Below are 14,176 nucleotides of genomic sequence, written 5' to 3' on the forward strand. Positions count from 1 at the left end.
GAATAGAAAATGAATTCAAAATTAAAACACATGAGAAATAAAGTTAATAAATGGTCAATTCTCCCATTTGTATTTTGTGGATTATTCGCATTGCAGACGTCATGCAAAACGACTAACGAGAGCTCAACACAGAGACCAAATGTATTATTTATAATGACTGATGATCACTCTCTGCAAACTTTAAGTGCTTATGACAACAGATTTACCGAAACGCCAAACATTGATAGGATTGCCAGGGATGGGGTGATATTTAGAAATAGTTTTGTCGGGAACTCGATCTGTGGGCCCAGCCGTGCCACCATGCTCACGGGAAAACATACGCATATAAACGGGCAAATTAATAATGATGTTGTTTTTGACGGGAGCCAGCAGACATTCCCTAAGTTATTGCAACAGGCCGGATATCAAACCGCTTTGGTGGGTAAATGGCATCTCAAAAGCGACCCAACGGGTTTCGATTACTGGAATGTACTGCCCGGACAGGGGCACTATTATAACCCTGATTTTATAGAGATGGGCGAGCAAAAACAATATGAGGGATATGTGACTACGGTGACTACCGATTTAGCTTTAAACTGGCTTGAAAACAGCAGGGATCAGAAAAAACCATTTTGCATGCTACTTCATCATAAAGCCCCACATCGTGTTTGGGAGCCTGATACGATGTACTTAGATGATTTTGAAGACCAAACGTTTCCTTTACCGGATAACTTCTTCGATACCTATGAAGGTCGCAAGGCAGCTGCTGAGCAAAAGTTGAGTATCCGATCTGGGGATATGGATTTAATATACGATTTAAAAATGGAAGACCCTAAGGGTGAGATAGAAACCCGTATGAAATGGTATCCGGGGCATACCTCAAGAATGAACGAAGCTCAAAAAGTAGCGTGGGAAAAGCACTATACCCCAATCATGGCCGATTTCAAAAGGCAAAACCTGTCAGGAGATGAGCTTTACAAATGGAAGTATCAACGTTACATGAAGGATTACCTGAGCTGTATTAAATCTGTTGATGAAAATGTGGGCCGTGTATTGGATTATTTGGAAGAAACAGGACAATTGGAAAATACGTTAGTTGTTTATACTTCAGATCAAGGGTTTTACATGGGCGAGCATGGTTGGTTCGACAAAAGATTTATGTACGAGGAATCATTCAGAACCCCCTTATTGATGCATTTGCCAAAATCGTATAGCAAAAGAGGTGACATAACCGAGTTAGTTCAAAATATTGATTATGCCCCAACTTTTCTGGATGTGGCAGGTGTAGCTGTTCCCGAAGATATCCAGGGGGTATCATTAAAATCTTTATTCAGCTCGGAAAAGCCTGAAAATTGGCGTAAAGGATTGTACTACCATTACTATGAATTCCCTAACGAGCATATGGTAAAGCGCCATTACGGTATCAGAACTGATCGATATAAATTGATTCACTTCTACCATGATATTGATGTATGGGAATTATATGACCTGGAAAATGACCCCCATGAGATGAACAATCTGTACGGGAAAGAAGGTTATAAGGATATTACCGAACAACTGAAAAAAGAACTTAAAGAATTGCAAACATTATATCAGGATACTGATAAGTCCACGTTTTAAATAAGGATTAGATTTTCCTATTCGAATTGGTGTTTAGATAAAGTCTAATGACCATTTTAGCATGATAGTTTTTCTTATTAGTCCCTGAGTTATTGATTCACATTACAATACTCAGGGATTTGTTTTTAATATAAAATTCTAACCAGACCTCCTTTGAGAAGATTCTAGCCATGATTGTTCAAGTACTCCTTAGGCGATTGATTATGTATCCTTTTAAAACATTTAGTAAAATAAGAGTGACTGTTAAACCCTGATTTAAATGCTATTTCGTCGATGGTATAATTACCTGACGATAGCATGGTAGTTGCTTTTTTAATCTTAACCATATTAATATACTCCGAGGTGGAATGATTGGATATTTGCTTTAATTTCCTGTGGAGTTGGCTTCTGCTCAAACCCATTTCGGAGGCTAAAAAATCAACGGAGAAGTTTTCATTACTAATATTGTCTTCGATAATTGAGTTTAGTTTGTTTAAGAAGTAGTTATCCAAACTTCCCACATCAATAGGTTGTTTTGAAATATATTTTTGGGCGTAACTCACTTGTAACCTTTTTCGTTGCGTGAGTAGGTTTTCAATTTGCGATTTTAATAACTGTTCATTAAACGGTTTCGAAATGTACGCATCCGCTCCTTTTTCCAGTCCGGTTGAGGTATTTTCAACAGATGACAGTGCCGTTAATAAAATGACGGGAATATGACTGGTTTCAATTTGCGATTTAATGGTTTGGCAAAACTCAAAACCGTCCATTTCAGGCATCTTCACATCCGATATTACCAGTTGGATATTATGGGCTTTTAAAGAATCAAGTCCCTTTGTCCCATTTACGGCACTATAAACAGTATAAAAATCTTTTAACAGGCCAATAATGAATTTTCGCAAGTCGTCATTATCTTCAACTACCAGTATCTCTATATCCTTTTTTACGCCTTCGGGTTGCTGCTTGGTGCTTGTAGGTGTTTCCATCGATTCCATGTTTTCAGCTTCATTGTCGACGGTGTAAAGCATTTTACGGGCCTTTTGATGAATAGGTAATTGAACCGTAAAACAAGTGCCTTCGTTGGGTGTGCTTTGAACAATGATGGCACCATGGTGCATCAATGTGTAGTCTTTACATAAGTTTAGTCCAATACCTGTACTGTATTCTTTGGATGTGTTTTTATCGGCTCTTTCAAAACGGTCAAATATTTTAGGTAAGTCCTGGGAGCTAATGCCCGGGCCATTATCTATTACGGCTATTTCAAGGTAATCGTCATGACCAATTGTTCCAAAACTTAATTGGTTGGAGTACTTATTGTGGGTTTGCTGACTGTCGTTGATAGAAACGGTAATTGTGCCTTTTGCGGGTGTGTATTTAAAGGCATTGGACAGGAGATTGAAAATAATCTTGTCCAATTTTTCTTCATCTATTTCAATACGCCAATCCCGGTTACCATATTCAAATGAGAAGCTGATACCTTTTGACCTGGCTTCATGAGCAAAATTGAGGATTCTCCTATCTATAAAATCAACCAGTTCTATTTCTGAGATATTTAACTTGGATAAACCTTTCTCCATCTTTCTCAAATCCATAATCTGATTGATTAACTGTAACAATCTGTTGGTGTTTCTTTTTACGGTGTCCAATTGATCAAGTTGATCATCTTCCAGGTTTTTCGATTTCAGTAAATTGTTAACAGGCCCGTTTATCAATGTCAATGGAGTTCTGAACTCATGCGAAATGTTTGTAAAGAATTTCAATTTTAATTCTGTTAGTTCTTCTTCCTGTTCATGTTTTATCTTTTCTATTAATAAGGCTTTTTTTAAATTCAAACTTTCGCGATAAAATCTAAAAATTAAAAAGGCTATCGTTAACAATAATAAGGTATAAAACGAAACGGCTATATTCGATTTATACCAGAACTGTTTTATGACGATAGAAATGGTTGCAGGTGTTTGGTTCCAGATGCCATCGTTATTGCTGGCTAGTGTTTCAAAAATATATTCTCCTGCAGGAACATTTACATAAGAGGCCACGCCGCGATTGTCGGTTTCAACCCATTGATCGACATAGTTGGAAAGGCGATATTGATATTTGTTTTTATCCGGTAACAGGTAATTGTCGGCTGAGAAATGAAAACTCAAATTTGTTTCTTCGGGGTTTAAAACAAGCTTCTCGTATCTGTTAATTCCTGATTGGATGGGTATCACATCACGGTTGTTAACGGTTATTTTATTGATAAGAACATTGGGTTTTCTTCTGTTTATTTTAATCTTTTTTGGCTCGAGCAGGCTAAAACCATTGGTGCCCCCAAAATATAGATTCTGCTCACGGTCTTTAAAAATCGCATTAGGATTGAATAGGTTTCCTTGGATACCATCCTGAATTACAAATCTTCTCGGGTTTTGTTCCTTCTTATTGTAGATAATTAAACCATCATTGGTGGTAATCCATATATTATTCCGGCTGCCTTCAACGATTCCGTATACTTCCTTGCCCTTTAAAAGGTTATTGGCATCAAAAAAAGTAAGAATATCATTTTTGGGATGATAGATTTGAATACCTCCTCCTTTTGAGCCTATCCAGATATTCCCGTCAGAGAGTTGCTCCACACAATAAAATGATGGAGACTTTGTTCTGTGTTTTGGAATAGCGTTAGAAGTGAAATGTGCCGATTTACGTGTAGGTAAATGTATCTTGTAAATGCCGTTTGATGTCGTCGTGACCCATAAGTTCTTTTCTGTGTCAATATGAAGTGAAGAAATAGAAAGCCCAATAGTTTGACTATACGGCGCTTCTTTTGAGGTGAATTGGATTTTTCCGGATTTGGAGTGATAGAAGTTTAGTCCCCCAAAAATGGTCCCAATCCACATTCCCGAGTCTGATTTACATAAAGCATATGCTTCTTTGGAAGAAACATGAAAGCCATCTTCGGGTCCTTCATTAAAATGTTTAAATTTACTCTCATTGGCAGGCCGATAAAAAACGCCGTTGAATGCCGTTCCAATCCACAGTCCTCCTTGATTGTCCACTTCTAAATCTTTTATGTCGATAACGCCTTTGTTTTCCAGGAGGTGGATTTGCTTGAAACGAGACGTTTCCGGATCGAATTGATTAAGCCCGCTAAGCTCTGTCCCCACATAAATATCTCCGTTGGGTGTTTGTGCAAAGGAACTGACCATGTTATCGGAAATGGAGAATGGTTCACTGGTGTGCCTGAAATTTATAAATTTATTGTCGGAATGGTGGACATAGGCAATTCCTCCCGACCAGGTACCTATCCAGATACCTCCCTGTTTATCTTCGTAAATATCAAAAATAGAATTGTGTGGTAATCCTTCTGAATTATCTGTGGTAAAATGTGCAATTTTGTCTCCAACACTTACAAACAACCCATAATACGACCCTATCCATATATTCCCCCGTGTATCTCTTATAATTTTGCGGATACTGGCCGATTGTAAATCTACTTCCGAACCGGAAGTATCACGGTATACTTTTTTAAGGTTTCCGTTAAAATCATATAACCTGGCTCCATGCTCCTGGTAACCCACCCATATGTTATCAGAACTGGTGCATATTGTTCGAACACGGGATCCGGTACCATCTACTATGTGAATTAACTTGTTTTGTTCATGGTTGATTTTGTACACGGAGCCGTTAAGGGTCCCTAACCAAAGTCGGTTTGCTTGGTCGTTATACAAGATGCAAGGAGAAGAAACAATACTATTTTTTATTCTGATCAAATATTTCTTATTATAATCCAAATACCCAACGAAATTGTCATCTGCAATCCATAATTTCCCAAAACCATCCAATTGCAGAGAACGTATGTTCATATTGGCGTTACTGCCATCTTCGTAGGTATACACAATCTTTTCAAATTCCTGTTTTTCCCTATTAAAAATGCACAGTCCTTTGTCAGTACTGACGCAAATATTATTGTCGCCATCGTTAACTATTCCTGTAATTATATTACTGGGGAGTCCGTTAGGCTGGTCGGGATCGTAAAAAAAACGGGTGGTTTCTTTTGAGTTATATCGGATGATACCGTTAAATCCCCCTATCCACATATAGCCATATACATCCTGGTTGAATGAATGGATGGCCTGAAAACTATACCCTCCGGGTGGTGAAAGATGCCTGAAGGTTATATCATCCATCTGTGACCATATATGAATGGCATTTAATAGTAATGCCAGTGCGATTGCAATAACTGTTCTCATTTGTTAATGAATTTTTACAAAAATAGAGTTTTCATCAACCTAATACTAATAATCATGTTGCATGGACGCATCATATGTTGTAGCATGCAACAAATATTCAAAAGATTACAACATTTTAACAAGCTGAGTGCCGGTTGTTAACATTATTTTAGTGATGGAAGAAATTTAGATAAAAAGTATTAATAATAACGAGTGTGAAAATTGAAACCCGATGCATATAATTAATAATAGTGTATCTCAATTTAAAACCTTAAAAACATAAAATAATTGTCCTATGAAAATTAAACTCGCAAGCCTTTTTTTGTTCATCGTGGTTATGTTAATTGGATGTAACAATCCGGCATCCAATGGGGTGCAAAACATTGTAGATAACGTAGAGGCTCAATTTGATTACGCTCTCGGAGAAATTGAAAAAGTTAAAACGGATAGTCTTCTGTGGCCCCGTTCTGTAGAAAAGGGAGCAATAACCATGGTTCCGTCCAAGGACTGGACGAGTGGCTTCTTTCCCGGAAACCTATGGATGCTTTATGAATTAACGCAGAACGATAAATGGAAAGAACTGGCCATGGATTATACCTTGCCGCTTGAACCCGAAAAATGGAACGATGATAATCATGATATCGGTTTTAAAATGTATTGCAGTTTTGGGCATGCCATTAAATATAGCGACGACCCAAAACTTAAGGAGATATTGATACAGTCTGCTAAAACTTTGTCTACCCGGTATAATCCTGTTGTGGGATGTATTCGCTCCTGGAACTCACTTACAGAACAATGGGCTTATCCGGTAATTATCGACAATATGATGAATTTGGAACTGTTGATGTGGGCGGCAAAAGAAACCGGTAACGAAGGATTCAGGGAAATAGCGATTAAGCATGCACAAACCACCATGAAAAACCATTTTCGCGATGATTATTCGTGTTATCACGTGGTGGGTTATAACCCTGAAACCGGTGCGGCAGAAAAGAAAAATACGCACCAGGGATATGCCGACGAAAGCGATTGGACAAGAGGACAGGGCTGGGCATTATACGGGTATACCATGATGTATCGCGAAACCGGAATGGAAGAATTTTTAAATCAGGCAATTCATGTGGCGCAGTATTTAATAAATGAAGCGGATATAAAAAACGGAGATGTGCCGTACTGGGATTTTGATGCTCCCAATATTCCAAATGAACCCAAAGATGCTTCGGCAGCCGCGGTTATTTCTTCGGCGTTATTTGAACTATATCAATATTCGAAAGACCAGGAACATTATGATGTGGCTAAAAAACTACTGGACACCATGAGTTCAGATGATTTTTTTGCTAAAACAGGAGAGAATGGAGGATTCCTTTTGAAGCACTCAACAGGCTCTAAACCTTATAACTCGGAAATTGATGTGCCACTGGTGTATGCGGACTATTACTTTTTGGAATCACTAATAAAATATAAAGCTATGCACAAAATTTAGTTAAATGAAAAAAATACTGGTAATACTTTCAAATCAGTAAAGCAATTTTAGAAATTTGATAAAATCTTTTTTTTATGAAAAACAACAAATTAGACTTGAAAGGGAAGGGTATATTGATGCTTTGTCTCTTTATTATGGTAACTTCTTTTAGTGCTTTTGCACAACAAAAGACGGTTACAGGAACAGTTGTTGACGAAACAGGTCAGCCACTACCGGGGGTAGCAATTATGAAAAAAGGAACTACCGATGGTACAATTACCGATATTGATGGTGTTTATTCAATAGCAGGTGTAAATGCAGAAACAGTACTTGTATTTTCATTTATTGGAATGACAAACGAGGAAGTTAAAGTTGGAAGCAAAACTAAAATTGATGTAAAAATGACTTCTGATATTGCCGACCTTGATGAGGTAATTGTGGTAGGTTACGGTACGCAGAAAAAAGAAACATTAACGGGTTCTATTGAACAGGTTAAAGCTGAGGTTTTCGAAGACAGAGCCGTATCTAACCCAGCTTTGGCACTACAAGGACAGTCGCCAGGACTTGTGATCACACGTTCTTCTTCAAAACCGGGTGATGAGGGTATCGATTTTAGTATTCGTGGTACAAACTCGATTAACGAACAGTCTCCGTTAATTATTATTGACGGTATTTCAACTATGGGAAACAGTGCTTTTACTTCTTTAAACCCTGATGATATTGAAAGTATCAGTGTGTTAAAAGATGGTTCTGCCGCTATTTATGGTTCTCGTGCCTCTAACGGTGTAATCATTGTAACAACCAAAAAAGGTAAAGGTAAAGTTAAAGTAAATGTATCTAGCCAGATGAAGATTAACACAGTAGGTATCAAACCTCAATTGGCATCTACTCCTCAGGAGTATGGACAAGCTTGGTTAGATTACTGTGAGCAAGATGAATTAGCTGGCTTAACGCCTTCACCATGGGCATTTACCCTTGAGCAATTTCAGTGGATGGCCGACGGGAACACAGGTTATATCAATACACCTTATTGGGGTGATACCTATATCGGTAATAACTACAATTATGATGATTTATATGATACCTCATATTCTCAAGCGCATAATGCTAGTGTTTCCGGTGGTTCAGAGAGTTCCGATTTCCGTGTGTCTACCGGTTATATTGAAGATATGGGGGCTATTAAACCTACTTATGATGGTAAAAAGCAATTTAACTTGCGTGCCAACTATAATTTTGATGTAAATAAATGGTTAAGTTTCCAAACCAGTACTTCTTATTATAAAAGAAACATTGAAGGTCCTTTATATGATGGATCCAGAGCCTTTACACAAGATCCACCTCTATGGCCTGTGGTAAACTCATTTGGTCAATGGGGATCCAACTTTGGACAAAAGGGGGGTGGTATTAACCCAATTGCCCGTATGGTTGATGGTGGTCAGGAATTAAGTAAACGTGAAGAGTTCCGTTTAAAAGTAAGTACTATTTTAAAATTAACTCAGGATCTAAAATTCCGTGGTGATGTGGCAATGGACAGAGCTTGGCAAAGAGGCCAATCATACCAGTTAATTGTACCTACCTACTCGTGGGCTGGCGAAAAAGCGAATTCCACAGTAAATAAAACTAGTTACATCCAAGAATCAAGTAACGAAGATCAACATGAGACCTATCAGGGATTTTTCGATTATAATAAGCTGATAGGTGCGCATAGCATTGGAGCTATGGTAGGTATGTCTGCTGAAAAGAGAACACGTAAAACGTTGTCAGGTTACAGACAGGATTTTGATGACTATGGGATTTACGATTTGAATTTAGGTAGTGAGGAAACCAAGATTGAAGCAGACGGTGGTGCATCTAACTGGGGTTTAGCATCCTATTTGGGTAGATTTAACTATGGATACAAGAATAAGTATTTGGTTGAACTTCAGGGAAGACGCGATGGTTCTTCTAAATTTGATGAAGGTTATAAGTGGAAAAACTTCTTTGGAGGTTCATTAGGTTGGATTCTTACCGAAGAAAGCTTCTTAAAAGACAATGAAATAGTTAACTTCTTAAAGCTTCGTGCAAGTTATGGTGAGTTAGGTAACCAAGGGGGTATTGGTAATCACGATTACGCTTCTTTACTTAGTTATGGTACAACCTATTTTGGTCAGCAAAGCCTAAACTTGTATACAACTGCAACTGCAAATACCATTACTACTAACGAAAGAACCTGGGAAACCATTAAAACCACCAACTTTGGTGTTGACTTTCGCATGTTGGACAGCAGGTTAAGTGGAGCCTTTGATTACTACGTTTCCAAAAATGAGGATATGTTAATCTCTATTACTTATCCAGATGTATTGGGAGGTAATCCTAAAACAACCAACAGTGGTACTCTTGAAACGAATGGTTGGGAATTCCAGTTGGGATGGCGCGATAGAATTGGCGAGCTACAGTACAATGTATCTGTTAATATGAGTGATTCTCGTAACGAGCTGGTAAGCATGGAAGGTGCAGATACCTGGAAAGAAGGATTGGTAAGTCGAAGAGAAGGCTATGCTTTAAATACTTATTTCCTATACAAAACGGATGGTTTCTTTGCTACACAAGAAGAAGCCGACGAATATTATGCTATGTATAGTGCAGGAGGAGGAGAGGTTCCTCAGGATGTTAACCTAAGAGCTGGAGATGTTAGAATTGTAGATGTAGATGGTAATGGAAAAATCGATGCCATTGGTGATGGCGTTAATGATATAGGTGATGTGGTTGACAGTGGTGATGCAGATCCTCACTATGTATATGGTATTAACCTTGGGTTCAAATGGCGTAACTGGGACTTTAGTACGTTCTTCCAGGGAGTATTACAAGATAACGTACTTAGGGCAGGTCAGGCAGCATATCCAAGAGATGCTCACTTTACCAACCAAAATATTTCTTATAACGATAAGACATGGACACCTGATAACACTGGTGCAGCATATCCACGTATGTCATCGTACAATTCTATTGCAAAATGGAATTACGAATACAACGACTTTATGTTGATGAAGGGACGTTATATGCGATGTAAAACCTTAACATTAGGATATACTTTCCCCAAAATTAAAATCAGGGATTTTGACATCAACAAGTTAAGAGTATATTTTTCGGGTAATGATTTATTTGAGTTTACAAACCTTGATTCCGGATGGGATCCTGAGTTTGGTAGTTCTGCGGATTCTTCATATCCATTTATGAGAACCTGGGCAATGGGAGTTAATTTAACATTTTAAATAAGTAAGTATTATGAAAATTATATATATCAGTTCAATTTTTGTCATGCTACTATTAAGTAGTTGCATGGATTACTTTCTTGAGTTAGAAGATCCTGATCAGCTTACTGAGGAGGTTTACTTTACAGAACCGGAGCATTTTAGAGAAGCTGCAAATTATCTCTACACCAGACTTCCTAGTTTTAGAATGGGAAGTTTAGGTGAAAACTTACTGGATTATGCTTCGGATTTATCTACAGCAGCTATTTCTGAAACTGATTATGGTTTTGGCAACATAAGTATACCTATCGATGACAGTAACTGGGGCGGAAGTTATACAAACTTGCGTACAGCCAATAAATTAATTGAGTTTGCCGAAGAGTATGGTGGAGATAAAGCTGAAATTGCACAAGAAGTAGCAGAAGCTAAATTTTTCAGGGCTTGGTTCCACTATAAATTAATGCAATATTTTGGTGGAGTACCTATTGTACTACGTTCTTTAGAAACAGATTCGGAAGAGCTTTGGGCTAAACGTAACAGCCGTTACGAGGTAACAGAACAAATTATTAAAGACTTAAATGAGGCTATTCCTGATCTTCCATTGGAAGGTGCTATTGCTGCAGATAATAAAGGTTTAGTAAGTCAGGGAGCTGCCAAAGCTTTTAAAGCAAGGGTATTGTTGCACGAAGCTACATGGATGAAATATGTAGGTACAACTACTGATGGTGATGGAACAAGCACAGGAGCCGGATCTGCCGGTTACGATGCCGCTAATATCGATGTTTATTTGGCAGAGGCAGCAGAGATGTGTGAAGATGTAATGAACGAAGGATCATATGAACTGTGGGATTATAGCAGTGAGTTAAGCGGTATGAGTCATTATTTTATGGTAAATATTGAAGCTTCAAATTCTAATCCACTTGGTTTGGATAAAACTTCAAATAAGGAGTTTATTTTATATCGCAAACATGATCTTGATTTATTCCACTCAACAAATCCTGCGCAGTCAGGTCGTGCAGCTCCTAACAGAAAGATGATTGATATGATTCTGTGCTCGGATGGTTTACCTATCGAAAAAAGTAGTGTATTCCAAGGATATGATAATATAGGTGATGAATACCTAAACCGTGATTATCGTATGAGAGCCTATTTTGGATCATTCCGTAGCTATGGAGACTATAATGACTTAACAAGTGGAGTTCCTACCAACGAAACAGTATTGTTACCGGGTTATTCAAATGCCGATGCAGGATCAGGTTATAAGTGTCAGAAATGGGAAAGATGGGGTAAAGACGATTCAAGTTTTGACATACCAGACAATGGTGGTGTAGATTTCCCAATCATCCGTTTGGCTGAGGTTTATTTAACTTATGCAGAGGCGTTATATGAATTAAACGGAACATTAACAGATGCCCAATTAAACGCTTCTATTAATAAAACACGTTCAAGAGCTGGTTTGCCTGCATTGACAAACAGCTTTATTACAACAAACGGTTTAGATTTATTGGAAGAAATTCGTCGCGAACGTGCGGTTGAATTCTATGCCGAGGCGAACCGCTTTATCGATCTTCGTCGTTGGAATATTGCAGTAGATGCTTTGGGTGAAGCTACTTGTGGTATGGTTGTAGGAGGTACAGCTATTGAAAACAACACGGCTGTTTACGATCCTGCTGATTATTCTAACGATCCATTGGCCATTACTTTACCGAACGGAGAAACAAGGGATGCTGTACAGTTGGTACGTGAAGATCAGCGTAATTTTGCATTAAAGCATTATTTGTACCCTGTTCCATCAGGTCAGATCTTACTTAATAATAACCTGTTACAAAATCCAGGATATTAAGAAGCTTAATACGATATCACTAAGAATACGCAGATGGTATTCTTAGTGTGTATTTAACTAATAAATATTTCAACGTATGAAAAATATTATAAAAAACAAGTATATATTGGCATCTTTTGTGTTGCTTACAGTGATGCTGTATTCCTGCTTCGATAGAGATTTTGAAAAGGAGGATTATATTATTGAGTACCCGGCAATTACCATTACCGACTTTAATCCGAAGACGGCACGTCCAACAGCTGAGGTAACTATTGAAGGAACTAACTTCCTGGGTGTTAAGGATGGTGCCAGTGTTTCTTTTGGTGGGGTGAGTATAGATCAGGATGATATTTTAAGTTACTCGGAAAACCAAATTGTTGTAAAGGTTCCTGAAGGTTCGGTTTCCGGAGAGCTAGTCGTTAGAGTATATACTCAAACAGCAGTGGCCGCTGATGCCTTCACTTATTTAGAAGGCGCTGTTGTGAATGATTTGGCACCGGCAACTGCCGAATTTGGAGAAACGATTACTATTTACGGTGAGCGCTTTGGTACGAACAAAGAAAGTGTTCAGTTTATCTTTTATGAAGATGTTGAAGCTGAGGTTGTTAGTGTAAGCGATACGGAAATAATAGTTACGGTGCCGGAAGGTATTCGTAGTGGAAATCCAACTTTAATTGTTGATGGTCAGAAAATTGAATGTCCTAAATTTAATATCCCTGTAATTGGAGCGAAATTTGCTTTTGATACAGATGGAGATGCAGAAGGTTGGATGGCTGATGATGCGGATGGTGCAACTTACGAAGTAAGCAATGGTAAGTTTAATGTGACTTATGGATCTGCTCAGGGAGCTGATTTTGAATTGTCGGAAGATATTAAAGTATTGGCTGCAGAGTTTCCAATTTTGGCGATTCGTATTGACGGTGCGCCATATGGTGATAATGCTGAGTTTACTTTCGAAACTGAGCTTGGTAAATACCAGAATATCAGTAATAACTGGGACGGTAAAATGAACGATGATGTGTTTTACTACGATTTACGTAAGAGCTTTGAGTTTGGTCAAACGATTGACCCTGACGTTGCAAGTGCCTTGAGTACTTTCAAATGGACTATCAGTGGAGCTGATGGTGCACAAACAGGATATAGCGTTGATTGGGTGAAGTCTTTCCAATCTGTTGATGACCTTAGAAACCTGGTTAAAGAAGAAACGCCTGCCGGATATTATGTATTTGAGTTTGATGATGAAAATCAAACCGAGTGGGCTGTAGGTGATAAGAATTATAACTATCAGGCAATTGAAAACGGTAAATTAATTGTACCTGTTGATGATAACTCAACTTATTGGGTAAGCCGTTTTACTTATACGCCATTTAGTGGAGAAAAATTTGTGTATTCATCGGAGTATCCAATATTTGCATTTAAACTAAAAATATTTGATACACAGGGTAATGATATTGGTTATTTGCCTTGGGAAAAAACTGCAACGACAAAAAGGAATAATATCAAGTTCCGAAATACAAATAACCGTGGACCTAAAGATACCTATGCTGAAGAGTATGATGGAGTTCTTTACTGGGATTTCCCGAATGCAAACTTGGGAGGTAACGCTCCAGTTGAAGGAGAAAATGATAGTTGGTATATACGTATTCCAAGTAGTTTAGGTCACCCGTATCAGGATTCAGATCCAACACATATTCCACATGGACATATTGAAGTTGACTGGATTAGAACATTCAAGAATACTGGCGAATTAGAAGCTTTCTTAGAAACGCAAAAATAGTCTATTTCCAATATTGGAGAGTATTGCCTGTAATTATGCAGGCAATACTTTTCGTTAAACAAAAATCTACGAATAAATAGGTGTTTTATTATACCTATCATAGCA

Annotated in this window: 6 protein-coding genes; 5 read left to right on the top strand and 1 reads right to left on the bottom strand. The window is 38.0% G+C overall.

Translation table 11 applies throughout. From position 1 onward, the window contains the following. Positions 1 to 30: 30 nt before the first annotated feature. The gene (locus tag ACT29I_RS05525; protein WP_444792877.1) at positions 31 to 1,599 is read left to right on the top strand and encodes a sulfatase family protein; all 1,569 of its coding nucleotides are present in this window, start codon (positions 31 to 33) and stop codon (positions 1,597 to 1,599) included. 164 nt (positions 1,600 to 1,763) lie between these two features. Here the strand turns inward: ACT29I_RS05525 and ACT29I_RS05530 are convergent, their stop codons facing one another. Beyond that, positions 1,764 to 5,804 (bottom strand): two-component regulator propeller domain-containing protein, encoded by a 4,041-nt coding sequence (locus tag ACT29I_RS05530; protein WP_444792878.1) that lies wholly within the window; start codon positions 5,802 to 5,804, stop codon positions 1,764 to 1,766. A gap of 274 nt (positions 5,805 to 6,078) precedes the next feature. On the opposite strand from ACT29I_RS05530, the gene ACT29I_RS05535 reads away from it, so the two are divergent. The 4 genes from ACT29I_RS05535 (at position 6,079) to ACT29I_RS05550 (ending at position 14,071) form a co-directional block, all read left to right on the top strand. Next, the gene (locus ACT29I_RS05535) at positions 6,079 to 7,263 is read left to right on the top strand and encodes a glycoside hydrolase family 88 protein (RefSeq protein ID WP_444792879.1); all 1,185 of its coding nucleotides are present in this window, start codon (positions 6,079 to 6,081) and stop codon (positions 7,261 to 7,263) included. Between the two features lie 74 nt (positions 7,264 to 7,337). After that, the gene (locus tag ACT29I_RS05540) at positions 7,338 to 10,493 is read left to right on the top strand and encodes a SusC/RagA family TonB-linked outer membrane protein (RefSeq protein ID WP_430933462.1); all 3,156 of its coding nucleotides are present in this window, start codon (positions 7,338 to 7,340) and stop codon (positions 10,491 to 10,493) included. Between the two features lie 13 nt (positions 10,494 to 10,506). Beyond that, entirely contained in the window at positions 10,507 to 12,315 is a 1,809-nt protein-coding gene (locus tag ACT29I_RS05545) for a RagB/SusD family nutrient uptake outer membrane protein (RefSeq protein WP_430933461.1), read from the top strand. A gap of 76 nt (positions 12,316 to 12,391) precedes the next feature. Next, positions 12,392 to 14,071: a DUF4979 domain-containing protein gene (locus tag ACT29I_RS05550; RefSeq protein WP_430933460.1), complete on the top strand. Its 1,680-nt coding sequence runs from the start codon at positions 12,392 to 12,394 to the stop codon at positions 14,069 to 14,071. Positions 14,072 to 14,176: the final 105 nt, after the last annotated feature.

The organism is Saccharicrinis sp. GN24d3, from assembly GCF_052400645.1.
In the GTDB taxonomy this organism is placed as follows: Bacteria; Bacteroidota; Bacteroidia; order Bacteroidales; family Marinilabiliaceae; genus Saccharicrinis.